A 23961-nucleotide genomic window follows, 5' to 3' on the forward strand; every position below is an offset into this window, starting at 1 on the left:
ACCCACTTACATTCAGTCTGGACTGTTTGTAAGAAAGCCGTTATGGTCGCAGGTGTGACCGAGACCACCGCCGCGACCGAGCCGGCTGCCCAGCCCGCCCGCCGGACGCAGGCGGAGCGCACCGCCGGCACGCGGGCCAAGCTTCTCGACGCCGCCATCGACACGTTGGTGGACGTCGGGTACTCCCGCGCCAGCACTCAGGAGATCGCACGTCGGGCCGGGGTGTCCCGCGGCGCTCAGCTCCACCACTTCCCGACGAAGGAAGCGCTCGTCGTGGCGGCGGTCGAGCGGCTCGTCGAGCGACGCCTCGACGAGCTGGTCGGGGTCCACCGCGGTGGACCCGTCGGCCCGGCGCTCCTGCTCGACGCCTTCTCCGGCCCGTTGTTCCACGCGGCACTCGAACTGTGGGTCGCCGCGCGCACGGATGCGGCACTGCACGCCGCGGTGGAACCGCTCGAGCGTCGAGTGACCGAGGTGTTGCAGGAAGGAGGCCGAGAGCTGTACGGGGACAGTATGTCTCCCGCTGCCTTCGACCTGAGTATCGAACTCGCCCGAGGGATGGCCGTGTCGGCCATCTTCCGAACCCCCGAGGAGGAACACGCGATGCGTGCACGATTGTTGCCGGAGTGGGAGCGGGCGGTGACGGAGCTGTGACGACCACACTGCCCGCGCACGTCGATGTTCTCGTCGTCGGATCGGGATTCGCCGGTATGGGGGTGACGGCGCGGGTGCTCCGCGAGGACCCGTCCGCCGACGTGCTCGTGATCGAGCGTGCCGACGACGTCGGTGGGACCTGGCGTGACAACACGTATCCCGGTGTCGCATGCGATGTTCCGACGTCGCTGTACTCGTTCTCCTTCGCTCCGCACTCCGACTGGAGCCACACCTTCGCACGCGGACCGGAGATTCATCGGTACCTGCGCGGGGTGGCCGACGACTTCGGGATCCGAGACCGTCTCGTCACCGGCTGCGCACTGCTCGGGGCGCAGTGGGACGAGGAACGCTGCGTCTGGGAGGTCACCACGGAGAAGGGCGATCTCACCTGCCGGGTGCTGGTCGCGGCCACGGGAACGCTGTCCACGCCGAAGCTCCCGGCCGTGCCGGGACTCGAGACGTTCACCGGCCACACGTTCCACTCCGCGACGTGGGACCACGACTACGACCTGAGCGGCAAGCGTGTCGCCGTCGTGGGCACCGGTGCGTCGGCCATCCAGTTCGTTCCCGAGATCGCTCCGATCACGTCGCAGCTGCACGTCTTCCAGCGCACCCCGGCATGGGTGATCCCGCGCATGGATCGCACGCGCGGTCCGATCGAGCGATGGTTCTACCGCCGCGCGCCGTGGACGCTCGAGGCGCAGCGCGGTGCGATCTACGCCTACCGCGAGATGTACGTCGAGATGATGGCCAAGCGGCCCAAGCTTCTGTCGATCGCGCACACGATCGCCACGGGCTTCCTCCGACTGAAGGTGCGCGACGGCGGACTCCGGAAGCGCCTCACGCCGGGCTACACCATCGGCTGCAAGCGCATGTTGTTGTCCAACGACTGGTACGACACGTTGCAGCGACCGGACGTCGAACTGGTGGACAGCGGTCTGGCCTCGATCACGCCGACCGGTGTGGTGGACGCCGCGGGCCGCGAGCGGGAAGTCGACGCCATCGTCTTCGGTACCGGCTTCACACCCACCGAGCCGCCCGTCGCGCATCTGTTGCGCAGCAGCGACGGTCGAACACTCGCCGAGCGGTGGGGCGGTAGCCCGCGTGCCTACCGAGGTACGACGATGGCCGGCTTCCCGAATCTCTTCCTCATGTACGGGCCGAACACCAATCTGGGGCACAGCTCGATCGTCTACATGCTCGAGTCCCAATCGGCCTACGTCGAGTCCGCCCTCCGCGAGATGACGCGGCGCAGCGTCGACGCCGTCGACGTCAGTCCGTCCGCGGTGGACGAGTGGAACGCGTCTCTCGACGCCGACCTGGCCGGCACGGTGTGGAACACCGGCGGGTGTTCGAGCTGGTACCTGGACGCGAGTGGGCGGAACTCGGCCATGTGGCCGACCTTCACGTGGAAGTTCCGCAAGGCGACCGCCGCGTTCGACATCGAGAACTACCGCACGCTGCGGGCGACCGGAGGGCCGGACACCGGCCGCGCAGACCGAAGTACACCGTCGGAGAAGGCAGCGATATGAAGAACACCTACGACGTCATCGTCGTCGGATCGGGTTTCGGCGGCAGCGTCTCCGCCTTGCGTCTGACCGAGAAGGGATACCGAGTCGGTGTTCTGGAATCCGGTCGTCGCTTCGAGGACGACGAGCTGCCCAAGACGAGCTGGCGACTGCGGAAGTATCTGTGGGCACCCATGATCGGGTGCTACGGACTGCAGCGGATCCACCTGCTCCCCAACGTCCTGGTGATGGCCGGAGCAGGCGTCGGCGGCGGATCGCTGAACTACGCGAACACTCTGTACCAGCCCCCGAGCCGCTTCTTCGAGGATCCGCAGTGGGGTGACATCACCGACTGGGAAGCGGAGATGACGCCGTACTACAAGCAGGCGCGTCGAATGCTGGGCGTCGAGGACAACCCGACCATCACCCCTGCGGACAAGGTCATGCGCGACATCGCCGAGGAGATGGGCGTCGGCGACACGTTCAGCACCACACCGGTCGGCGTGTTCTTCGGTCAGCCCGGCCAGAAGGGGCGCGACGTCCCGGACCCGTTCTTCGGTGGTGCCGGACCCACCCGGACAGGGTGCACCGAGTGCGGTGCATGCATGACGGGCTGCCGTGTCGGCGCCAAGAACACTCTGGTGAAGAACTACCTCTACCTCGCCGAGAAGGCCGGTGCCATGGTGCATCCGCTGACCACGGTCACCTCGGTGCGTCCCCGCGCGGGCGGCGGATACGAGGTGCGGACGCGTCGCACCGGCGCGAAGCTGCGGCGCAAGGAGACCGTGATGACGGCCGACCACGTCGTCTTCGCCGCCGGCACGTACGGGACCCAGAAGCTGATGCTGGCGATGAAGGAGACCGGGGATCTGCCGCACCTGTCGGACAAGCTCGGGTCCGTGGTGCGCACCAACTCCGAAGCGGTGCTGGCCGCGACGGCGCGTGACCGGCAGATCGACTACACGGAGGGCGTGGCGATCACCTCGTCGTTCCACCCCAACGATCACACGCACATCGAGCCGGTGCGATACGGCAAGGGCAGCAATGCCATCGGACTGTTGCAGACCGTTCTCAGTGACGGCGGCGGCAGGCTGCCACGACCGCTGAAGACGCTGGGCGTCGCGCTGCGCCACCCGGCCGCCACCGTGCGCAGCCTGTCGGTGAAGAACTGGTCGGAGCGCACCGTCATCGCGCTCGTCATGCAGACCGACGACAACTCGCTGGAACTCGGCTCGAGGAAGGGTCGTTTCGGTCGTCGTCTGACCTCCCGCCCGGGGGGTGGCAGCCCGCCGCCGAAGTGGATCCCGGAGGGCCACATCGCGATCAGGAAGGCCGCGGACAAGATCGGCGGCGATCCGGGTGGTTCGTTCGCGGACGTCTTCGACATCCCCATGACCGCGCACTTCCTCGGTGGATGCGTCATCGGTGCGACTCCGGAACGGGGCGTCATCGATCCGTACCACCGGGTGTTCGGGCACGAGGGTCTGCACGTCGTCGACGGATCGGCCGTGAGTGCCAACCTCGGCGTCAATCCGTCGCTCACCATCACCGCCCAGGCGGAGCGAGCGATGGCCCTGTGGCCGAACAAGGGAGAGGCCGATCAGCGTCCGCCGGTCGGCGCAGGGTACGAACCCCTCGCCCCGGTCCGCCCTGTCGCTCCGGTGGTACCCGCCGAAGCGCCCGGCGCACTGCGCCTCCCGCTCACGGTGGTGGGTCGGAATCGCTGACGGACCCGACGCGACACAGGCCCCGACCTCCTTGCGGAGATCGGGGCCTGTCTTGCCACGTCACTTGCCGGAGATGGGTCCCAGCAGCGAGGTGGTCCAGATCGCCGAGTTGGCGGACCCTGCCGGGTCACCGGCCGGGACCAGTCCGTTGATGGTCACCTGTCCGCCGACCAGTCCGCGTGCCGGGTTCGGCGGGAGGGTGAGTCCGCAGCTCTGCTGCACGTCGGCGATGCCGGGCAGCGAGTTCTGGCGACACTGACCGCGCCCCTCGACGGTCAGCGGGCCACCGGACAGCGTGTCGTACGTGACCGTCAGGGCAGCACCGAACTCAGGCTGCGCCTTCGGGGAATAGCAGACACGCGCCGTCGCGGCCGTGATCTCGCTGGGCGAGGTCGAGGCCGCCCCGGTGGCGGGATCGACACTCGCCGCGTGCAGTTCGGTGGTGCGCTCGCCTCCCGCGCAGGCCGGCGACGATCCCACCGACCGGGAATTCACCTCGCGTGTCACGTTGTAGGCGATGGGGCCCGTCGGCTGCGGGATCCCGGCGGGCGGAGCCGGATCGACGGGCGCGGTGCCCTCGCCGAGCGAGTACAGCGTCCACACCGATCCAGTGCGCCCACCGGGCAGACGCAGTGGGTTGGCCACCGAGTTGCTGGTGGCGACACCGGCGCTCACACCGGACGCGTTGGGCTGGATGCGGAGAACGCAGTCGACGGCGCCGCGTCCGGGCGACCCGGGGTAGAGCTCGAAGCCGCACGGTCCGCGCATGTCGAGACGACCGAGCCCGGGAGCGTCGAGAGTGCCCCACTGGTCGAGGATCTGGGTTCCGTCGAGTCCCAGCCCGTCGCACACGTGGATGGGCCCGACGTTGCGCGCCGTCTCGGCGGTCAGCGCGCCGGACGCGGGGTCCGACTGGAAGGTGTACATGCGGGCGTCGAGACGTTCGACGAGGAGATACTGGGCCGGAACGCCGTACTGGGCGTTGCACCGCGACGTGTCCTCGGCAGTCGGTCGGTTGCCGCTGTCGACCGTGCGGAAGACGTGGAACCGACCGGGCCCGTCGCTGATCGACCCGAGAAGGGTCGACGGTGCCGCCGGTCCCGGCTCGGCCGAGGCGGTTCCTGCGAGGGAGGCGACCGCGGTGAGGGCCGCAGCAGCGACGAGTCCCGCCCGCCGGACGAGGCCGGATCTGCTCGAACGACTGTGCATTGTTGTCTTCCCCCCAGAACTGCTGCCATCTCGACGACCGAAGAGTGCCACACGAATCACCCATCTCCGCCATGTGTGTGACCTGGCACAATGCCCGCTGCGCTGCCCTGGACACCTAGCGCCTAACTGGACTGGATCCAGAAAAAGCGCCATACTGGAATGGATCGACATTCTGCGTGTGCGCCGGTCGATGCCCGGGTATGCGGGTACCACGGACGTTCCGCGTCACACCGCGACGCTTCGCGTCTGCCACGAAGAGGAGGCACTGGACCCATGACACAGCCGAGGCCCACGACCAACAATGCCGGCATTCCGGTACCCAGCGACGAACACTCCCTCACCGCGGGTGCGCAGGGACCGATTCTGCTGCACGATCACTACCTCATCGAGAAGATGGCGCAGTTCAACCGTGAGCGGGTCCCGGAGCGTGTGGTGCACGCCAAGGGTGCAGGTGCCTTCGGCACGTTCGAGGTCACCGGTGACATCTCGCAGTACACGCGGGCGGCGGTGTTCCAGCCCGGCGCGAAGACCGAGATGCTGGCGCGCTTCTCCACCGTCGCGGGTGAGCAGGGCAGCCCCGACACGTGGCGCGATCCCCGCGGTTTCGCGCTGAAGTTCTACACCACCGAGGGCAACTGGGACATGGTCGGCAACAACACGCCGGTGTTCTTCGTGCGCGATCCGTTGAAGTTCCAGGACTTCATCCGCAGCCAGAAGCGCATGCCCGATTCCGGTCTTCGAGACAACAACATGCAGTGGGATTTCTGGACCCTGTCGCCCGAGTCTGCACACCAGGTGACCTGGCTGATGGGTGACCGTGGAATCCCGAAGTCGTTCCGCCACATGAATGGATACGGTTCGCACACGTACCAGTTCATCGCCGCCGACGGCACGAAGTCGTGGGTCAAGTTCCACTTCAAGACGGACCAGGGCATCGAGTACCTGACCCAGGACAAGGCCGACGAGCTGGCGGGCACGTCGCCCGATCACCATCGTCAGGACCTGTTCGGATCGATCCGCAACGGCGACTTCCCGAGCTGGACCGTCAAGGTGCAGATCATGCCGTACGACGACGCCGAGAACTACAAGTACAACCCGTTCGATCTGACCAAGGTCTGGTCGCAGAAGGACTACCCGTTGATCGAGGTCGGCACGATGACCTTGAACAAGAACCCGGAGAACTTCCACGCCCAGATCGAGCAGAGCTCGTTCGAGCCGTCCAACCTGGTGCCGGGCATCGGCGCGAGCCCGGACAAGATGCTGCTCGGACGCATCTTCAGCTACGCGGACGCGCACCGGTACCGCATCGGCACCAATTACGCGCAGCTGCCGGTCAATCGGGCGAAGGCGGAGATCAACTCGTACTCCAAGGAGGGTGCGATGAACATCCACTACAACTCCGCGGAGACGCCCGTGTACGCCCCGAACTCGTACGGTGGTCCCGCTGCCGACACGAATGCGTACGGCGACGACGGTGCCTGGGACTTCGAGCCCCGCTTCGTGCGCACCGGGTACGTGCAGCATCCCGAGGACGGCGATTTCGTCCAGGCCGGCATTCTCGTGCGCGAGGTCATGGACGACGACGCCCGCGAGCGTCTCGTGGGCAACATCGTCGGCCACGCGCTGAACGGTGTCACCGAGCCGGTGCTGCAGCGCGTGTTCCAGTACTGGAGCAACGTCGATCCCGAGATCGGCAAGAAGGTCGAGGAGGGTGTGCGCTCCGGACAGGGCGAGACCGCTCCCACGACCGGCGCCGGCGCGGTGGACGACCCCGCGGACGAGGCTGCGCGGGTCTGATCCGCTTCGGTTCTCGACGCCGCCCGTCGCACCCTCACCGGGCGCGGCGGGCGGCGTCGTCGCTCCACCTGGCGCGGCACCCCATCGTGACGCTCCCCTCCCGCCGTTTGTCGTACCCCACCCCCGGGTAGTCGAGGAGGGTGACTTCTCCCGCGGTTCTGTTCGACATCGACGGCACGCTCGTCGATTCGAACTACGCCCATGTGCACGCCTGGGCTCGTGCCTTCTCCGACGCCGGTATCGCTGTGGACTCGTGGCGGATCCACCGCTCGATCGGGATGGACGGCGCGAAGTTGCTCTCGTCGTTGGCGGGTGACGCACCCGAGGACGCGGCGGAACGCGCGAAGGAACTGCACACGCAGTACTACGAGGAACTGTCGCCGCTGCTGTCTCCGCTGCCGGGAGCGCTCGATCTGCTCGGTGCGGTGGCGGACCGGGGCCTGCAGGTGGTGCTGGCCACCTCGGCGCCGACGAACGAACTTGCGATCCTGCGCGACATCCTCGGGGTCGACGACATCGTCTCCGAACTCACGTCGTCGCAGGACGTGGAGACCGCCAAACCGGAGCCGCGCATCGTCGACATCGCGTTGGACCGTGCCGGCGTCGGTGCCGAGCGCGCCGTCTTCGTCGGGGATTCCGTGTGGGACGTGACGGCATCCGTCACAGCGGGCGTCCCGTGTATCGGGGTGCGCAGTGGCGGCGTCTCGAGTGCCGAGCTGACCGAGGCCGGCGCCACCGCGGTGTACGACGATCCTGCAGACCTGTTGGCGCACATCGACAATTCGATGATCGCGCGCCTCGAATGAGAGAGAACGGCTACGCACCGATCGAGAACTACGCGGCGATCGGCGACGGCCGCACCGTCGCGCTCATCGCGGACGACGGGTGTATCGACTGGTTCCCCGTTCCCAATCTCGACACCGCGCCGGTGTTCGCGGCACTGCTCGACGCCGAGTCCGGCGGCTACATCTCGATGCGCCCGGCGGATGAGTTCACGACCACACGTCGGTACGCCGACGGCACCAATGTCCTGGTCACGACGTTCACCACCGAGTCGGGTGTCGTGAACGTCACGGACTCGCTCAACACCGGTGTGGCAGGACGCCTTCCGTGGACCGAGCTCGCACGGCGCGTCGAGGGCGTCGAGGGCAGTGTCGACATGGAGTGGTCCGTCGCTCCGGGGACGTGTCTGGGAACGGCTTCGCCGTGGTCGTACGAGACGGTGCACGGTACGGTGCTGCGCGTCGACGGTGTCACCCTGGGCGTGCGTACTCTCAATGCCGACGACGTCGTGCTCGAATCTCGCTCCATCAGCGGTCGATTCACCACCGAGGTCGGTTCGCGTTCCCTCGTGGCCGTGGTCGGTACCGAGGTGGAACCGCTGTATCTCCCAGTGCCGGAAGACGTCGACTCGGGCATCGACCGCACGATAGCGAACTGGCAGATGTGGTCCGAGGAGTTCCGGTACGAGGGTCCCTGGCACGACGAGGTCCATCGCAGCGCCCTCGCACTGAAACTGTTGCTGTACAGCCCGTCCGGTGCGATCGCGGCGGCGGCGACGACCTCGCTGCCGGAGCGGTGGGCCGGCGCGAAGAACTGGGACTACCGCTACGCGTGGGTGCGTGACACCGCGTACACGATCAAGGCGCTGATCCGCTTCGGTCTGCGCGAGGAGGTCCACGCCGCGGTGGCGTGGCTGCTGCGCATCATCCGCAGCAACGAGCAGATCACGCAGGTGTTCTACACCCTGAACGGTGAGATTCCGGGCGGTTCGACATATCCCGACGTGCCGGGGTGGCGCGGTGTCGGTCCGGTGATCAACGGTAACGAGGCGGCAACCCAGTTGCAGCAGGGCATCTTCGGCGATCTGTTCGACATCGTGTCCCTCTACGTGGACGCGGGCAACGTGCTCGACGCGCCCACGGGCCGACTCCTCGCGGAGATCGCCGACACGACGTGTGACATCTGGCGCCGCAAGGACGCCGGAATGTGGGAGCTGCCCACCATCCAGCACTACACGTCCTCCAAGATGGGCTGCTGGCACGCACTCGACCGTGCGGTGCACCTTTCCGAGCAGGGCATGATTCCCGGCATCGCGGACAGGTGGGTGACCGAGCGCGACCACATCGCCCAGTGGATCGACGACAACTGCTGGTCCGAGTCCCGCGGCGCCTACGTCTGGTACCCGGGTACGGATGAACTCGATGCCTCCGTGTTGCTGCACGCGGGCAGCCGCTGCGTCGACGACGAGCGGATGTCGAGGACCGTCGACGCTCTGCGCGACGAACTCGGTTCCGGCGACCACCTCTACCGGTACTCCGGCATGCAGATGGTCGAGGGTACGTTCGTCGCCTGCTCGTTCTGGGTCGTCGGCGCCCTCGCCAAACTCGGCCGCGGCGACGAGGCCACCGCACTCATGGATCGACTCGTCACCAGCGGCAACGACGTCGGCCTCTTCGCCGAGATGATCGACCCCGACCGGTCGGCCGAGAACGAACCGTCGACCTTCCTGGGCAACTTCCCGCAGGGGCTCTCCCATCTCGCTCTCATCAACGCTGCGCTCACGCTCGCCAGCGGTCACGACCACACGACCTCCGACACAGGAAAGTAGGACCACATGGACCTCGGAATCACGGGTAGAACTGCCGTCATCACCGGCGCGGACTCGGGAATCGGGTGGTGCGCCGCGCAGATGCTGCTCGACGAGGGTGTCCGGGTCTTCGTCACGGACATGGATCAGGACAAGCTGGCCGCCGGCGCTGCCGAGCTCACCGGACCGGAGGGAGCCGTCACAGCATTCGCTGCGGACGTGACGAAGCCCGCCGACGTCGAGGCGATGCACGCGAAGGCGGTCGAGGCGCTCGGCACCGTGGACATCCTGGTGCAGAGCGCCGGCATCACCGGCGCACAGGGCATGTTCCACGAGATCGACGACGACGGGTGGTCGACGACGATCGAGGTCGACCTGCTCGGGCCGGTGCGCGTCGTGCGCGCCTTCCTCCCCGAACTCCGCGCGGGCGGATGGGGACGCATCGTGTTGCTCGCCTCCGAGGACGCCGAGCAGCCCTACATCGACGAGCTGCCCTACTGCGCGGCCAAGGCCGGCATCCTCTCGCTGGTCAAGGGACTGTCGAAGACGTATGCGTCCGAGGGTGTCCTGGTGAACGCGGTGTCCCCGGCCTTCATCCACACCCCGATGACGGACGCGATGATGGACAAGCGAGCCGACGAGCGTGGCACCGACCGCGACGAGGCCATCGAGAGCTTCCTGAAGGAGGACCGGCCGTTCATGGAACTCGGCCGACGGGGTACCCCGGAGGAAGTGGCGTCGGTGATCACGTTCCTGTGCTCGGAGCGCGCCAGCTTCGTCAACGGCTCGAACTACCGCGTCGACTCCGGTTCCGTCGCGACCATCTAGAGAGGACCCACGCCCATGACACGTTTCGGCTACACCCTCATGACCGAACAGAGCGGACCGAAGCAGCTCGTCGACTACGCCGTGGAGGCGGAGAACGTCGGGTTCGACTTCGAGGTGTCCAGCGATCACTACTCACCCTGGTTGTCGTCGCAGGGACACGCGTCCTACGCCTGGACGATGCTCGGCGCGGTCGCGCAGGCGACGTCCCGAGTCGGTCTCTACACGTACGTGACCTGCCCCATCATCAGGTACCACCCGGCGATCGTCGCGCAGAAGGCAGCCACGCTGCAGATCCTCGCCGACGGCCGTTTCACGCTCGGCCTGGGCAGCGGCGAGAACCTGAACGAGCACGTCGTCGGCGAGGGTTGGCCCTCGGTGGACAAGCGTCAGGACATGTTCGAGGAAGCGGTCAAGATCATCCGGCAACTCCAGTCGGGTGAGCTGGTCACGTGGCAGGGCGAGCACTACCGCGTCGACTCGGCGCGCCTGTGGGACACCCCCGAACACCCGCTCGAGATCGGCATCGCCGTCTCGGGGTCGAAGTCGATCGAACGGTTCGCGCCGCTCGGCGACCACATGATCTCGACGGAGCCGAAGTCCGAGCTGGTCGAGGGCTGGGACAAGGCCAGGCACATCGGCACGGGCCTGAACCGGGAGTCGAAGAAGATCGGCCAGATCCCCATCTGCTGGGGTCCGGACGAGAAGGCGGCCACCGAGCTCGCGCACGACCAGTTCCGCTGGTTCGCGGGCGGGTGGGCCGTGAACGCGGACCTGCCGACGACGGCCGGTTTCGCGGGTGCGACACAGTTCGTCCGGCCGGAGGACGTGGCCGGAACCATCCCCTGCGGACCGGATCTCGATGCGATCGTCGAGAAGGTGGCGCCCTACTGGGAGGCCGGCTTCACCGACATCGCACTCGTGCAGGTCGGTGACGAGACCCAGGAGCGCTTCCTTGCCGAGGCCGCCGGGCCACTGCTGGAGAAGCTCCGCGCAGCGTCGACCTGACCGACGGATCGATCAGAGCGCCGGTCCACGCACAGCGTCGTGGGCCGGCGGATCTGTGTCGGTGGACAGCTTGTCGCGCAACGACTCCGAATTCAGCAGCATGTTCAGGACCACCGCGAACAGCGCACCCGCGCTGATGCCGGAGTGGAAGATGGTCTGAAACCAGTCGGGGAACCGGTCGTAGAGATCCGGCGACACCGTGGGCAACAGTCCGACGCCCACCGCGACGGCAACCACCAGGATGTTCGTGTTGTTGAACGACACCTGCGCGAGCGTGCGGACGCCGCTCGCGGCCACCATGCCGAACAGTGCGATGCCCGCGCCACCGAGCACGGGAAGCGGCACACCCTCCACCACGGCACCGAGTTTCGGCAGCAGCCCCAGCAGGATGAGGATGCCGCCGGCGAACGTGGCCACATGGCGGGTCTTGACACCCGTGATCGCCACCAGCCCGACGTTCTGCGCGAACGCCGTGTACGGGAACGTGTTGAAGATGCCGCCGAGCATGGTCGACAGGCCGTCGGCGCGCAGACCGTCGGCAAGGCGTCGCGGCGGGACCTTGGAGTCGACGATCTCACCGACGGCGATGATGTCGCCCGTGGTCTCGGTCATGATGACCAGCGCGACGATGCACATGGTGATGATCGCGCTGACCTCGAACGTCGGGAATCCGAAGTGGAACGGTGTGGTCACGCCGACCCAGTCCTGTTCCCGCACACCACTGAAGTCGGTCATGCCCAACGGGATCGCGATGACGGTGCCGGCGACGAGTCCGAGCAGAATGCTCAGTCGCTTGGCAGCCGGGGGAGCGAACCGTTCGATCAGCAGGATGATGAGCAACGTGAGTGCGCCCATCCCAATGTACTTCGGATCACCGAAGTCCTCGGAACCCGTTCCGCCGCCGAACCATCCGGCCGCCACCGGCATCAGCGACAGGCCGATGATCAGGATGACCGTGCCCGTGACCAGAGGCGGGAACAGGTGGAGCAGCTTCGCGAACACCGGCGCCAGCGCCATCATGAACACGCCGGACGCGATCACGGAACCGTAGATGGCGGTGACGCCGTACTGCGAGCCGATGGCGATCATCGGTGTCACTGCGGCGAAGGTGCAGCCCTGCATCAGCGGTAGTCGTACTCCGAAGCGCCAGAACCCGACCGCCTGGATCAGTGTCGCGATCCCGGCGACGAACAGGTCGGCCGTGATGAGGTACGGCAGGTCGCTCGACTGCAGTTCCCCCGCGGCGACCAGGGCGCTGCCGACGATGAGAGGAACGGCGACCGCGCCCGCGTACATCGCGAGCACGTGCTGCAGACCGAGTGGAGCCAGCACCGACAGCGGGGGAATGTGATCGACGGGATGCGCGCCCGCCCGCCCGCGAGTGAACCTCGACAACGACACCATGGGACACAGTGTCGGCCCTACCCGTGTCATTCGTCGGTCTTCTCGGTTTCCGCGCCGTTACGGCGGCACGCCGTCGGCTCAGAGCGTGGTGGCGGCGAAGGACACGAAGACGACGAACAGTGCGGCGCCGCCCAGCGCGGCTCCGATCATCGCCTCGCGGCCGTTGGTGGCCGTGCCGTCCTCGTCCCGGCCGATGCCGACCCATCCGCACACCACCGCGAGAATGCCCGTGGGCACCGCGACGATGTCACCCACGAAGGGCACGAACGCGCAGACCAGCGCGACGATGCCCGCGACCAGCGCGCTGCTGCCCGCGCCGTTGCGATACGCGGGTCGTGATGACGGGGTGTCGGTCACACCCGGAATGGTCTCAGGTGCTCCCCGCTGCGCCGCCACCGCCACCCGCGCCGGCCCCGGACACAGTGCCGGTGCTGCTGCTGGTCGAGGTGAACACCGAGGAGAAGACGACCCAGTTCAGCAGTGCCGGGTCCGAGGCGTGCAGTGATCCGGACGGTGAGGCGAAGGCGCGCAGCGTCGTTCCGCCGTCCGCGTCCGTGGCGGTCTCGAGGCGCTTCGTGAACGTGGAGCCGAGCCCCAGCGCGACGATGTCCGGCAGTGCGTCGTCGAGATCGAGCGAGGAGTCGTCGTCCTTTCCCGACTGCTTCAGCCCGTCGCGGTAGGCCTCCCAGGGACGAGCGGCATCGAGTCCGGCAACCGAGAATCGCGAGTAGGCGACCGTCATGACGAGGCCGGCGAGAAGCAGGATCCCGCCGGGAATTGCGGCTACCAGCATGATCGGGGCCCCGGCAGCAGCGACCACGCCTGCGCCCACCATGACTGCACCGCCGAGCAGTGCCAGTCCGGCCAGGCCCCAGCGTGGTCCGGCCGTGCCGTGGCGCACCCACCCGTTCGCCTCGAGGTGCGCGTCGACGACGGCCTTCGTGGCGCCGTCACCCTGCGCGAGCTTCGCGAGCGCGGCGCTGTCCACGACGTCGCCCTCCGCCTTCTCGGACAGCATGGTCCAGACGGCGTCCTGCACGTCGCCGCGTACCTTGCCGCGGTCGAGCAGTCGGACGCGAAGCGTGTTCTTGTCACGTTTCTTCGACCCGGAACCCGGCTCGGACTCGAGCGCGACGGCGTCGGCCGCCGCGAGCGCCAGCAGCGTGGCCGGCACCGCACTCGCCTGCGCGCTTCGATGGACCAGAGCCGTGACGATCGCGGGATCGGTGGTGTGATCGGGTCGGTAGGTCGTCGGAGGCTGCGCCGACACCGTGGGCCGCGAACGGCGACGGTAGATCTGCGCCGCGCCCGCGGAGCCGACCAGCACGACGGCGAGACCGGTCCACGGGAGCCACGTCGACCCCGGCCCGGCGGCGAACTCGTCGAGCGCCGTCACCGGTGGCCCGACCAGGATGGAGGACTCGAGCCGGTCGATGCCGTTCGTCAGACTGCCCGCGACGTCACCGTCGCGCAGCGGCGGCACCAGGGCGTCCTCGATGATCGCTTCCTGCTCGTCGCGGGGAACATTGCCGTCGTCGAAGGTGGAACCGAGGAAGATCCCGGCCCGGGCCTCGTCGTCGGTACCGGGCTCGCGGTTGATCAGGATGGCACCGGCGACGTCCTGATCGACGTCCGCCGTCGACACCCACGCCTGCTGGAGTGCCTCCACCTGGTCGAGGGTGTCGTCCGAGTCGGCGTCCAGCTCACGGACGTACGCGACGACGTCGGCCCCGGTCTCGGCGCGTAACGCGTCGAGTCGCTGCTCCAGCGCCTCGACGTCGGCCGGACCCAGCGAGTCCCCGGTGCGGTCGTACACGCGTTGACCGACCGTCAGTCCGTCGAACTGCGTGCCACCGGAACCCGAGCCGTCGGAACACCCCGAAAGACCGAGCACTGCTGTCGCCGCGATGAACGCGACCGCGAACCGGAACCGTGTCATGCCGTCATGATAGGCAGACTCCACGGTTCGGTATCGCCGGTCGTGATCGGCTGGCGGCGGCACCGTCCGTCCGGCAACGTGATTCGGCTGTTCCTACGGCGAGTGTCTCTCATACTGGAGCCATGGCCATCGATCCTCGTGGAAGAGACCTGAAGCGTTTCCTGGAAGACGATCCCGGGGGACCGGTGGTGATGCTCAATCTCCTCCGCTTCGCGGAGGGGGGTCGGGACTCGTACGCGGACTACGCACGGGCGCTCGACGAGACCTTTCTTCCTCGCCACGGGGGCGAGGTCCTGTTCGCGGGCGACGGCTCGACACCGCTCGTCGCGGAGACCGGACAGAGCTGGGACGCGGTGCTTCTCGTCCGCTATCCCTCACGAACGGCATTCAGCGAGATGGTGGCCGATCCGGAGTATCAGAAGGTGACGGCGCTCCGCACTGCTGCGCTGGAGGAAGCCGTTCTGCAGGCCACGGTCCCCTGGCCCTGACCCCGACATGGCGGAAGGCCCCGTACCGGCATCCCGGTGCAGGGCCTTCCTTCGTGTCTCAACCACGAGTCGGGGTGGCGGGATTCGAACCCACGACCTCTTCGTCCCGAACGAAGCGCGCTACCAAGCTGCGCCACACCCCGTGGCCGTTCACTCCCCGTCAGGGCAGCTCTGCAACTCTATCGCACCATGGCTTCGGAACGCGAAACGCCCTGTTCGGGTGAGGTCCTGGGCGGACGCTTCGCCGGAACCAGGGTGATCAGGGTGGCCTCGGGGCGGCAGCAGAAGCGGTACGGCGCATACGGCGACGTGCCGAGTCCGGCCGAGACGTGCAGTCGGGTGTGGGCGCCCCAACGCGAAGGTCCCTTGACGCGAGAGCGGTCGAGCTCGCAGTTGGTCACCAGTGCGCCGTAGAACGGAAGGCACAGTTGACCGCCGTGGGTGTGTCCCGCCAGCACGAGGTCGTAGCCGTCCGCCGCGAAGCGATCGAGCACGCGCGGTTCGGGAGAGTGGGTGATGCCGATGCTCACGTCGGCGATGGGGTTCGGCGCGCCGGCGATGGTGTCGTAGCGATCACGCTTCAGGTGCGGATCGTCCACCCCGGCCGTCGCGATCCGGACGCCGGACACCTCGAGCTCGCGGCGGACGTGGGTGACGTCCATCCACCCGCGCTCGGTGAAGGCGGCCCGCAGGTCCTGCCACGGCAGCGGGTTCCCGAACACCTTCTTGTGGTTCTTGGAGAAGTACTTCAGGGGGTTCTTGGGCACGGGCGCGAAGTAGTCGTTCGAGCCGAAGACGAACAGCCCGGGCCGACCGAGAAGGGACCCGAGCGACTGCACCACGGCCGGCACCGACCGCTGGTGGGACAGGTTGTCGCCGGTGTTCACGACGAGATCGGGTTCGAGCCGATCGAGCTCACGCACCCAGTTCTGCTTGAGCTTCTGGTCCGGCATCATGTGCAGGTCGCTGATGTGCAGGACGCGCAGCGTCGACGATCCCGGGGCGAGCACCGGCATGGTGGTCTCCCGCAGCGCGAAGGCGTTCCGCTCGATGGCCGTGGCGTAGGTCAGCCCCACCGCCGCCGACCCCGCGGCGAGAGCCGCGATCCCTCCGGGAGTGGCGAGAGAACGCGCGGCCGACTGCAGACTCGGGAGCGAGTGCGCCGAGTGACGGGGGAACGCTGATGTACCGGACACCTCATCGACAGTACCGTTTCCGGCATGGCCGAGAACTGTGACATGGAAAAGCGCCTGCGGGCGGATCTGACGACATCGATGAAGGCGAAGGACAAGCTCCGGACGGCGACGCTGCGGATGCTGCTGTCGGCGGTACAGACCGAGAAGGTGTCGGGCAAGGAAGCACACGAGCTCACCGACGACGACGTGCTGCGTGTGCTGGCCAAGGAATCGAAGAAGCGCGGCGAGTCCGCCGAGATCTACACCCAGAACGGGCGCGGTGAACTGGCCGCGACCGAGCGTGCCGAGGCGCAGATCATCGACGAGTACCTGCCGACGCCGCTGACCGACGCCGAACTGGCCGACGTCGCCGACACGGCCATCGCGCAGGTGGCCGAGGAACTCGGTGAGCGCCCGGCGATGCGTCAGATGGGCCAGGTCATGAAGGCGGCCACGGCGATCGCCGCCGGCAAGGCCGACGGCTCCCGAATCTCGGCCGCGGTCAAGGCTCGGCTGTAGCGCACTCGCCACCGCACGGCACTGCCGCAGCTAGCGCGGCGGTGCCGTCAGCCCGGGGATCGCCGGCAGGGTGACCCCGGGCGGCAACGCCGGAAGCTGGATCCCCGGCGCCGGGGCTGCCGGTGCCGCCCGGACGGACCCGTCGCTGATGTAGATCGTGACCGTCGATCCCGGAATGGCGGAACCCGAGGGTGACGTGCTGACCACGGTGCCCCGACCCTCCGACGACGCGGTGGTGGCCACCTGCACGCGGAACCCTGCTGCCTGCAACTGCGAGGTCGCGGAGTTCTGCGTCAGGCCCGTGACGTCGGGAACCTGGCCGTTGGCCGATCCGCGCACGTACTTCTGGTCGACGGCCGGGAGCCCGACGTCGCCGAAGTTGGTGGCCACCGGATCCATCGCGTCGTACCAGGTCCGTGCGGGCTCGTTACCTCCGAACAAGTTGCCCGAACCGCAGGGGCGCAGCGGGAACGAGCAGATCTCGCTGGGAGTCGGGGAATCGCCGTAGGTGTACGCGGCGGCCGCGTACCGGTTCGTGAATCCCAGGAATCCCGAGGACCGGTGCGACTCCGTGGTGCCGGTCTTGCCGGACATCGGCAGCGACCAGCCCACCGAGCTCGCGGCGGACGCCGACGTGCCGCCGGGCTGATCGTCCTTGCTCATGGCGTTGGCCAGTGTGTTCGCCAGTCCCGGTTCCACGACCTGCTCGCACGCCTGCTGCGTGACGGGGATCTGCTTGCCGCTGCGATCGAAGACGCTGTCGATCGGGTTGGGCGGGCACCACTTGCCACCGGACGCGAGGGTCGCGGCCACGTTGGACAGTTCCAGCGGATTGACGTACGTCGGTCCGAGCGTGAAGGAGCCGAGGTTCGCCTCCTTCTGGTAGTCGGCGAGGCTCTGGTCGGTGCCCTGGCCGGCGGTGCCGGGCAGCGTGTACGAGCGCAGGCCCAGGCGGACGGCCATGTCGACCGTCGGGGTGACGCCGACCGACTCGATCAGCTTCACGAAGGCGGTGTTGGGGGACTGTGCCAGCGCGTCGGTCACCGAGAGCGACTGTGGGTAGTTACCGGCGTTGGTGACGCAGTACGTCGACGGAGGGCATCCGCGTGCACCGCCGTCGCCGAGTCCCTTGACCTCGACGCGGTTGGGCACCTGCAGGACCGCGGACGTGCCGAGGCCCTTCTCCATGGCGGCGGCGGTGGTGAAGATCTTGAAGATCGATCCGGCGCCGCTACCCACCAGGGAGTACGGCTGCGGCTGCACGGTCTCGTTGGCGTCGCCGTTCAGGCCGTAGCGCCGCGACGATCCCATCGCGAGGATGCGGTGCGAGTCCTGCCCCGGTGCGATGACGTTCATGACCGTGGCGACACCGTCGAGATCCGGGCTGCTGTTCCCGGACAGGGCGGCGCTGGTGGAGGACTGCACGGCCGGGTCGAGAGTGGTCTTGATCAGATAACCGCCCTTGTCCACCTGGTCTTTGCTGATGCCGGCGTCGGCCAGGTACTGCAGTGCATAGTCACAGAAGAAGCCACGGTCACCGGCGGCGATGCAGCCACGCGGCAACTGATTGGGTTCCGGCAGCACGCCCAGCGGCTCGGCCTTGGCGGCCTCGATCTCCGCCGCGCGGTCCGGGATGTTCTGGATCATCGTGTCGAGAACGGTGTTCCGTCGCGCCATCACGCCGTCGTAGTTGGTGTACGGGTTGAGGGCGGAGCTGGACTGCACCATGCCCGCGAGCATCGCCGCCTGCGTCAGGCTGAGCTGGCTCGCGTCGATGCCGAAGTAGGTCTGTGCCGCGTCCTGGATGCCGTAGGACGAGTTACCGAACGGCACCAGGTTGAGGTAGCGCGTGAGGATCTCGTCCTTGGTCAGCTGCTTGTCCAGCGTCAGCGCCATGCGGATCTCGCGGATCTTGCGCGCGGGAGTGGTCTCGATGGCGGCGCGGCGTTCGGCGTCCGTCTTGGCGACGACGAGCAGTTGGTAGTTCTTCACGTACTGCTGATCGAGGGTGGACGCGCCCTGCTCCACCTGTCCGCTGGTGGTGTTGGTCAGGAAGGCGCGCACCGTGCCCTGCCAGTCGACGCCCTCGTGCTCGGCGAACCGGCGGTCCTCGATGGAGACGATGGCGAGCTTCATCTCGTTGGAGATGCGGTCGCTCGGCACCTCGAAGCGTCGTTGCTCGTAGAGCCACGCGATGGGGTTGCCCGCGGAGTCCACCATCGTGGACACGGCGGGCACCGTTCCCTCGACGAGTTCTGCGGAGACGTTGTCCACGGTGTCGGCGGCGCGGTTGGACGCGAATCCGAACCCGCCGGCGAGCGGGAACATGACTCCGGCGAGCAGCGCGCCGGCCAGGGCGGAGCACCCGGCGAGTTTGGCGACAGTCTTGGCGATCGGCACGAACAACAGAGTACGTGGCTCCGCCGGGACGCTGCCCTTACCGGACATGTGGACGGCTGACCTGCTCAGATGTGATCGATCGCACGGGCGTACCAGAAAAGTGATCCCCCACCTTGCTTCGCGCGCGGCCTTTCCCCTACATTGATCTACACGATGTGATTCAGATAACAATCACATCAGTTAGTGGGGTGCTCCTCAGTTCGCTGTGCAGCGTGAGCTGCGTCGGCGGGTGGGACGCCCGGAACGCCAGGGAAACGGTGTTCGCCGACGGTAAGGGGTCAACGAATGCACACAGGAACGCCGAATGCAGCGCTCGACATCGGGGAAGCCGAAGCGCGCATCGCATGGGTATCGCAGGCGCGATGCCGGGGAGTGGATCCCGATCAACTGTTCGTCCGCGGCGCCGCGCAGCGCAAGGCCGCCACGATCTGCCGTCACTGCCCCGTGCTCATGCAGTGCGGAGCGGACGCACTCGACAACCGTGTCGAGTTCGGCGTCTGGGGCGGCATGACCGAGCGTCAGCGCCGAGCCCTGATCAAGCAGCACCCCGAGGTGGATTCCTGGGCCGAGTTCTTCGAGACCCAGCGTCACCACCAGTCGGCCGTCTGACCCACGCCGCCGCCGGGAGACCGGCCACGGTGCCTGTGATCTCCCATCGCGATGTCCGATTCGCGGTGGGAGATCTCTCGTTCCGCCGCATGAACTCTTCGTGAACGCCCGACGACGCGTCGGGACCGATCCGGGGCACGGAGCGTCTGTCACGCCCGCCCGTGTCGATCGACGACACGCGACAGCGCGGACGAATCGGACCTCGGTCGAGTCTGTGTGCGTCACAACAGAATCGGTCGTATCGGAAGAAGCGTGACGCACGGTCGCTCGGCTGCCACGCTCCTGCGGGAGGGCAGTTCCAGGCTCTGAGCTGTGTCGACGTCGACGTCGGCCCGTGGGGACGCCCGCTCGCCCACCGCCGCGCCGGTCGTGCCCGGTACCGAATCGGACCCGGCGTCCGGTGCCCCGGCGACGCCCGGCTCGTGCGCCGCACCGTCCCTCGCGGTTCGCTTTCCGTTGTCTCGCACGTCGATTGACACCGTCCCACCGTGACCGTTGAATCCTGCTCGGCACTCGCCGCTCGACGGATCCGACGATCAGCGCGGATCCGCACCACTGCGAAAAGGACTCGACGGGCATGAAGATGAACAAGATCGCGGCTGTCGCCGCGATGACGATCGTGTCGCTGGGCACCGCCTCCGCGACCGCGTACGCCGATCCGGCCCCCGCCGCTGCTCCCGAGGTGCACTGGAACGCCGTGGCCGCGGGCACCGGGCTGCTCGTGACCACCGACTCGGGGACCCTGAGCAACGAGAACAACCACCTGGTCGTCCGCGACGACTCGGGTGTCGTCGTCGATTCGGTGCCGCTGGCTCTCGCGGTCGACGGACTGGCGCATCCCGTGTCCGCCCGGGTCGAGGGCAACACCGCGACCCTCGCGGTCGACGCCGCTGCGCCCGCCGCGCCGGTCTACGACATTCCGGGCCTGAACCAGGTGGACCTGCCCGCCGCGGTCGCCGGCGTCAAGGACAACCTGTCGCTCACCGCCACGGTCGGTGGATTCCTGGGTGCCGCAACCGGTCTCGTCGGCGGTTGCCTCCTCGGTGCGGCCGCGGCCGGCGTCGTCTCCGCTCCCGTCGCGCTCCTCTTCGGTGCGGGCCCGATCGCCGGATGCATCGGTGGCGCCCTGCTGCTCGGCGCCGGTGGATCGCTCGCCGGTACCGCCATCGGTGGTCTCGGCTCTGCTGTGGCCAATGCGCAGCAGTTCGTCACGCTGCTCGAGGCGCCGCCCGCAGTGAAGAAGTAGTCACACCGATGCGAGTACTTCTGGTCGGTCTCGCCGTCCTCTACTCGCTCGTTCTCGGCGGCGGGGCTCAGGCCTCCGCCGCCGAGCGCGTGGAGCTGGGCGGCGGTTCCGGGCTCGTCCTGACGCAGGACGGACGAGAGACCCTGTGCAGTCTCACCGTGATCGGTGCGGACACCGCCGGGCGCACCATCGGGCTCACCGCAGGTCACTGCGGGCGGGTCGGCGACACCGTGGCGAGCGAGAGCGACTCCGCCGCAGGAGATGTGGGCTCCGTCGTCGCGGTTCTGCCCGCGTACGACACGGCGATCATCGAGTTCGACGCGGAGCGGGTGGCCCCGGTGGCCTCCGTCGGCAGCACCACCATCACGGCTGTCGGGGATCCCGCACGGCTGGCCGAGACCGTGTGCAAGCAGGGGCGTACGACCGGTGCGACGTGCGGACTCTCCTACGGTGACGTCCTGAACTCCCAGCAGGTGTTCGCGCAGGTGTGCGTGAACGCCGGCGACTCCGGTGCGCCGTTGGTGCGGGGAACGTCCGTGGTCGGCATGGTGAACGCCTACCTCGTGGCACCCTGCATCGGCCCCGCCGTCGTCACCGACCTGGTGTCGATCCTGCGTGCGATCGACGAGAGCGGCGGCCCCGGCGCGGGCCTGCGGCTCACCGCCTGAGCCAGGAGGCTCAGGCGGTGCCGGTCAGCTGATCGGCGACGGCACGGAGAGCGTCGAGATCGGACACCTCGAACGGCAGCGAAGGCACCCCCACGACGGGAACACGGGGGTGAGCGGCGGTGAAACGACGTAGGAGCCCGATCTCGCGCTTCGCGGTGACGGCCCGATGCGCGTGCACGCGAAGCACTCCCGCGGCCAGAGCGGCCTCGGGGGTGTCCTCGGCATCCAGCTGGTCGGCGGCCGTGACGGCGTGGTCGGACGGCAGCGAACTCAGCGTCGGGTGCGTGCGGTTGAGCACCAGTCCGGCCAACGGCATGCCGTCCTCGGACAGGCGGGTGACGAAGAAGGATGCCTCCCGCAGCGCGTCGGGCTCCGCGGCCGCGACGACGACGAAGTGGGTCCCGTCCTGACGCAGCAGGTCGTACGTGTGGCGCGCACGTTCGCGGAAGCCGCCGAACATCGAGTCCAGCGACTGCACGAAAGCAGAAGCATCGGACAGCATCTGGCTGCCGACGATGGACGAGACGCCCCGCATCGCGAGACCCACGGCGCCGGTGACCACCCGGCCCAGCCCGCGCCCGGGGGCCATCAGCAGCTTGATCATGCGGCCGTCGAGGAAGGAGCCCAGACGCTGTGGGGCGTCGAGGAAGTCCAGCGCGTTGCGCGACGGCGGCGTGTCCACGACCACGAGATCCCAGTCGCCGCTGGCCGCGAGCTGCCCCAGCTTCTCCATCGCCATGTACTCCTGCGTCCCCGAGAAGGACGACGCCACAGTCTGATAGAAGGAATTGTTCAGGATCTGCTGGGCCTTCTCAGGCGTCGAGTGCTCCATCACCATCTCGTCGAACGTCCGACGCATGTTGAGCATCATCGCGTGCAGTTCGCCGGTGGCGCCGGGCCCGAGGGCGACCGGCTGCGGAGTGTTGTCCAGCTCGCCGACGCCCAGAGCCTGGGCGAGGCGCCGTGCGGGATCGATCGTCAGCACGACGACCCGACGCCCGTTCTCCGCTGCCCGCAACGCCATCGACGCCGCGGTGGTGGTCTTGCCGACACCGCCGGAGCCGCAGCACACGACGATCCGTGACGCCGGATCGGTCAGGATGGACCCGATGTCGAGAGTGGGAACGGTGCTCATCGCACTCCCTGTTCCGTGAGGTGGTGGGCGAGCTCGTACAGTCCGCCGAGGTCCATGCCGTCGGCCAGCGCCGGGAGAGTCAGGCGCGGCACCGCGAGGTCACCGAGGCGCTGTTCGCTCTCACGCTGGGCGGCGAGCCTCGATGCGTGCTCGATGGACTCGGTCAGCAGGCCGGCGAAGTCGTCCTCCGACAGCGTGATTCCGGCATCGGCGAGCTTCTTCTCGATCGCCGCGGCGTCGAGACTTCCGGAGGCCGCCTCGGCGAGCGCCTCGGCCGGAAGGAACGATTCCTCCGTGCGATTGACGACCACGGTGCCCAGCCGGAGATCGGCCGCCGCGAGTTCCGCGGCGGCATCGGCGGTCTCCTGCACCGGCAGCGCCTCGAGCAGCGTCACCAGGTGCACCAGTGTCTGCTCGGAGTGGAGCAGCTTCACCACACCCTCGCTCTGCGACCGCACCGGGCCGGTCTTGGCGAGATCGCGCATCGCCGTCGTCACGTCCAGGAAGCTCCCGATACGTCCCGTCGGCGGGGAGTCGACGACGATCTCGTCGTAGAGCAGGCGACCGTTCTTCTCGGTGCGGACCGCGCGCTCCTTCACCTTGCCGGTGAGGAGCACGTCGCGCAGGCCGGGCGCGATGGTGGTGGCGAACTCGATGGCTCCCACCCGCCGCATCGCCCGGCCGGCGAAGCCGAGGTTGTAGAACATGTCGAGGTACTCGAGGAACGCGGTCTCGATGTCGATGGCCAGCGCGTACACCTCACCACCGCCGTCTGCGGAGGCCACCTTGGTGTCCACCGGGCTCAGCGGCGGGACGTCGAAGAGCTGGGCGATACCTTGGCGTCCCTCCACCTCGACCAGCAGAACCTTGCGTCCACCTGCGGCGAGGGCCAGGGCGAGCGCGGCGGCGACGGTGCTCTTGCCCGTCCCACCCTTGCCCGAGACGAAGTGCAGTCGAGCGCGGTCCGCTTCGGGCGGCCATCCTCGCTCCGCCTGGGGGGACGATCCGGTGGGGTGCGACGTCGCACCTGCTGTCTCCGACACGTCCTCGACCTTACTGA

21 protein-coding genes and 1 tRNA gene are annotated in these 23961 nt (G+C 68.0%); 13 read left to right on the forward strand and 9 right to left on the reverse strand.

Translation table 11 applies throughout. The features are described from left to right. Positions 1 to 42: 42 nt before the first annotated feature. The 3 genes from JOE30_RS05070 to JOE30_RS05080 are packed head-to-tail and all read left to right on the forward strand — an operon-like array spanning position 43 to position 3889. Positions 43 to 654 (forward strand): TetR/AcrR family transcriptional regulator, encoded by a 612-nt coding sequence (locus tag JOE30_RS05070; RefSeq protein ID WP_204869639.1) that lies wholly within the window; start codon positions 43 to 45, stop codon positions 652 to 654. Beyond that, a complete protein-coding gene (locus tag JOE30_RS05075) occupies positions 651 to 2186 on the forward strand; it encodes an NAD(P)/FAD-dependent oxidoreductase (RefSeq protein ID WP_307806071.1) in 1536 nt (511 codons plus the stop codon). The genes JOE30_RS05070 and JOE30_RS05075 overlap by 4 nt, the downstream gene beginning before the upstream one ends. After that, complete coding sequence (locus JOE30_RS05080; protein WP_204869640.1) at positions 2183 to 3889, forward strand: GMC oxidoreductase; 1707 nt, start codon at positions 2183 to 2185, stop codon at positions 3887 to 3889. The genes JOE30_RS05075 and JOE30_RS05080 overlap by 4 nt, the downstream gene beginning before the upstream one ends. 60 nt (positions 3890 to 3949) lie before the next feature. On the opposite strand, the gene JOE30_RS05085 is transcribed toward JOE30_RS05080, so the two are convergent. Then, entirely contained in the window at positions 3950 to 5098 is a 1149-nt protein-coding gene (locus JOE30_RS05085; protein ID WP_204869641.1) for a hypothetical protein, read from the reverse strand. Positions 5099 to 5371: 273 nt separating this feature from the next. Between JOE30_RS05085 and JOE30_RS05090 the strand changes: the two genes are divergently transcribed. The 5 genes from JOE30_RS05090 (at position 5372) to JOE30_RS05110 (ending at position 11318) form a co-directional block, all read left to right on the forward strand. Then, positions 5372 to 6895: a catalase gene (locus JOE30_RS05090; protein WP_204869642.1), complete on the forward strand. Its 1524-nt coding sequence runs from the start codon at positions 5372 to 5374 to the stop codon at positions 6893 to 6895. 140 nt (positions 6896 to 7035) lie between these two features. Then, positions 7036 to 7701 carry an HAD family hydrolase gene (locus JOE30_RS05095; RefSeq protein WP_204869643.1) on the forward strand — a complete coding sequence of 222 codons (666 nt, stop codon included), beginning with the start codon at positions 7036 to 7038 and terminating at the stop codon, positions 7699 to 7701. Continuing rightward, positions 7698 to 9506 (forward strand): glycoside hydrolase family 15 protein, encoded by a 1809-nt coding sequence (locus JOE30_RS05100; protein WP_204869644.1) that lies wholly within the window; start codon positions 7698 to 7700, stop codon positions 9504 to 9506. Before JOE30_RS05095 ends, JOE30_RS05100 begins: the two co-directional genes overlap by 4 nt. 6 nt (positions 9507 to 9512) lie before the next feature. Further along, positions 9513 to 10313 (forward strand): SDR family NAD(P)-dependent oxidoreductase, encoded by an 801-nt coding sequence (locus JOE30_RS05105; RefSeq protein ID WP_204869645.1) that lies wholly within the window; start codon positions 9513 to 9515, stop codon positions 10311 to 10313. A 15-nt stretch (positions 10314 to 10328) separates the two neighbouring features. Further along, the gene (locus tag JOE30_RS05110; RefSeq protein WP_204869646.1) at positions 10329 to 11318 is read left to right on the forward strand and encodes an LLM class F420-dependent oxidoreductase; all 990 of its coding nucleotides are present in this window, start codon (positions 10329 to 10331) and stop codon (positions 11316 to 11318) included. A 12-nt stretch (positions 11319 to 11330) separates the two neighbouring features. On the opposite strand, the gene JOE30_RS05115 is transcribed toward JOE30_RS05110, so the two are convergent. The 3 genes from JOE30_RS05115 to JOE30_RS05125 form a co-directional block, all read right to left on the reverse strand. Beyond that, complete coding sequence (locus JOE30_RS05115) at positions 11331 to 12722, reverse strand: nucleobase:cation symporter-2 family protein (RefSeq protein ID WP_204869647.1); 1392 nt, start codon at positions 12720 to 12722, stop codon at positions 11331 to 11333. A gap of 78 nt (positions 12723 to 12800) precedes the next feature. Next, the gene (locus tag JOE30_RS05120) at positions 12801 to 13079 is read right to left on the reverse strand and encodes a hypothetical protein (protein ID WP_027506667.1); all 279 of its coding nucleotides are present in this window, start codon (positions 13077 to 13079) and stop codon (positions 12801 to 12803) included. Positions 13080 to 13092: 13 nt separating this feature from the next. Then, positions 13093 to 14661: a TPM domain-containing protein gene (locus tag JOE30_RS05125; protein ID WP_204869648.1), complete on the reverse strand. Its 1569-nt coding sequence runs from the start codon at positions 14659 to 14661 to the stop codon at positions 13093 to 13095. Between the two features lie 122 nt (positions 14662 to 14783). Here JOE30_RS05125 and JOE30_RS05130 point away from each other — a divergent pair, with 122 nt between their 5' ends. Continuing rightward, entirely contained in the window at positions 14784 to 15149 is a 366-nt protein-coding gene (locus JOE30_RS05130) for a DUF1330 domain-containing protein (RefSeq protein WP_204869649.1), read from the forward strand. A gap of 69 nt (positions 15150 to 15218) precedes the next feature. Here the strand turns inward: JOE30_RS05130 and JOE30_RS05135 are convergent. Together JOE30_RS05135 and JOE30_RS05140 are read right to left on the reverse strand one after the other, a co-directional pair. Continuing rightward, positions 15219 to 15292, reverse strand: a tRNA-Pro gene (locus tag JOE30_RS05135). A gap of 36 nt (positions 15293 to 15328) precedes the next feature. After that, positions 15329 to 16294: a metallophosphoesterase gene (locus JOE30_RS05140; protein ID WP_051613580.1), complete on the reverse strand. Its 966-nt coding sequence runs from the start codon at positions 16292 to 16294 to the stop codon at positions 15329 to 15331. 75 nt (positions 16295 to 16369) lie between these two features. Between JOE30_RS05140 and JOE30_RS05145 the strand changes: the two genes are divergently transcribed. After that, positions 16370 to 16843: a GatB/YqeY domain-containing protein gene (locus JOE30_RS05145; protein ID WP_204869650.1), complete on the forward strand. Its 474-nt coding sequence runs from the start codon at positions 16370 to 16372 to the stop codon at positions 16841 to 16843. A 30-nt stretch (positions 16844 to 16873) separates the two neighbouring features. On the opposite strand, the gene JOE30_RS05150 is transcribed toward JOE30_RS05145, so the two are convergent. Continuing rightward, on the reverse strand, positions 16874 to 19243 hold the full coding sequence (locus JOE30_RS05150; RefSeq protein ID WP_027506680.1) for a transglycosylase domain-containing protein: 2370 nt from the start codon (positions 19241 to 19243) through the stop codon (positions 16874 to 16876). A gap of 285 nt (positions 19244 to 19528) precedes the next feature. Here JOE30_RS05150 and JOE30_RS05155 point away from each other — a divergent pair, with 285 nt between their 5' ends. From JOE30_RS05155 to JOE30_RS05165, 3 genes are all read left to right on the forward strand, one after another. Beyond that, entirely contained in the window at positions 19529 to 19852 is a 324-nt protein-coding gene (locus JOE30_RS05155; protein WP_027506681.1) for a WhiB family transcriptional regulator, read from the forward strand. 577 nt (positions 19853 to 20429) lie between these two features. Further along, on the forward strand, positions 20430 to 21098 hold the full coding sequence (locus JOE30_RS05160) for a hypothetical protein (protein WP_204869652.1): 669 nt from the start codon (positions 20430 to 20432) through the stop codon (positions 21096 to 21098). A gap of 8 nt (positions 21099 to 21106) precedes the next feature. Beyond that, positions 21107 to 21766: a serine protease gene (locus JOE30_RS05165; protein WP_204869653.1), complete on the forward strand. Its 660-nt coding sequence runs from the start codon at positions 21107 to 21109 to the stop codon at positions 21764 to 21766. Between the two features lie 10 nt (positions 21767 to 21776). Here JOE30_RS05165 and JOE30_RS05170 read toward each other — a convergent pair whose 3' ends face one another. Together JOE30_RS05170 and JOE30_RS05175 are read right to left on the reverse strand one after the other, a co-directional pair. Then, a complete protein-coding gene (locus tag JOE30_RS05170) occupies positions 21777 to 22901 on the reverse strand; it encodes an ArsA family ATPase (RefSeq protein WP_204869654.1) in 1125 nt (374 codons plus the stop codon). Next, positions 22898 to 23944, reverse strand: coding sequence for an ArsA-related P-loop ATPase (locus JOE30_RS05175; protein WP_371831707.1), 1047 nt, complete (start codon positions 23942 to 23944; stop codon positions 22898 to 22900). The genes JOE30_RS05170 and JOE30_RS05175 overlap by 4 nt, the downstream gene beginning before the upstream one ends. Between the last annotated feature and the right edge of the window lie 17 nt (positions 23945 to 23961).

The sequence above is a fragment of the Rhodococcus sp. PvP016 genome (assembly GCF_017832185.1).
Classification (GTDB): Bacteria; Actinomycetota; Actinomycetes; order Mycobacteriales; family Mycobacteriaceae; genus Rhodococcoides.

Coding starts and splice junctions, on each gene's coding strand:
- JOE30_RS05170 (WP_204869654.1), bottom strand. CDS start 22,901: ATGAGCACCGTTCCCACTCTCGACATCGGGTCCATCCTGACCGATCCG.
- JOE30_RS05080 (WP_204869640.1), top strand. CDS start 2,183: ATGAAGAACACCTACGACGTCATCGTCGTCGGATCGGGTTTCGGCGGC.
- JOE30_RS05145 (WP_204869650.1), top strand. CDS start 16,370: ATGGCCGAGAACTGTGACATGGAAAAGCGCCTGCGGGCGGATCTGACG.
- JOE30_RS05100 (WP_204869644.1), top strand. CDS start 7,698: ATGAGAGAGAACGGCTACGCACCGATCGAGAACTACGCGGCGATCGGC.
- JOE30_RS05105 (WP_204869645.1), top strand. CDS start 9,513: ATGGACCTCGGAATCACGGGTAGAACTGCCGTCATCACCGGCGCGGAC.
- JOE30_RS05070 (WP_204869639.1), top strand. CDS start 43: ATGGTCGCAGGTGTGACCGAGACCACCGCCGCGACCGAGCCGGCTGCC.
- JOE30_RS05165 (WP_204869653.1), top strand. CDS start 21,107: ATGCGAGTACTTCTGGTCGGTCTCGCCGTCCTCTACTCGCTCGTTCTC.
- JOE30_RS05090 (WP_204869642.1), top strand. CDS start 5,372: ATGACACAGCCGAGGCCCACGACCAACAATGCCGGCATTCCGGTACCC.
- JOE30_RS05160 (WP_204869652.1), top strand. CDS start 20,430: ATGAAGATGAACAAGATCGCGGCTGTCGCCGCGATGACGATCGTGTCG.
- JOE30_RS05130 (WP_204869649.1), top strand. CDS start 14,784: ATGGCCATCGATCCTCGTGGAAGAGACCTGAAGCGTTTCCTGGAAGAC.
- JOE30_RS05125 (WP_204869648.1), bottom strand. CDS start 14,661: ATGACACGGTTCCGGTTCGCGGTCGCGTTCATCGCGGCGACAGCAGTG.
- JOE30_RS05085 (WP_204869641.1), bottom strand. CDS start 5,098: ATGCACAGTCGTTCGAGCAGATCCGGCCTCGTCCGGCGGGCGGGACTC.
- JOE30_RS05115 (WP_204869647.1), bottom strand. CDS start 12,722: ATGGTGTCGTTGTCGAGGTTCACTCGCGGGCGGGCGGGCGCGCATCCC.
- JOE30_RS05110 (WP_204869646.1), top strand. CDS start 10,329: ATGACACGTTTCGGCTACACCCTCATGACCGAACAGAGCGGACCGAAG.
- JOE30_RS05155 (WP_027506681.1), top strand. CDS start 19,529: ATGCACACAGGAACGCCGAATGCAGCGCTCGACATCGGGGAAGCCGAA.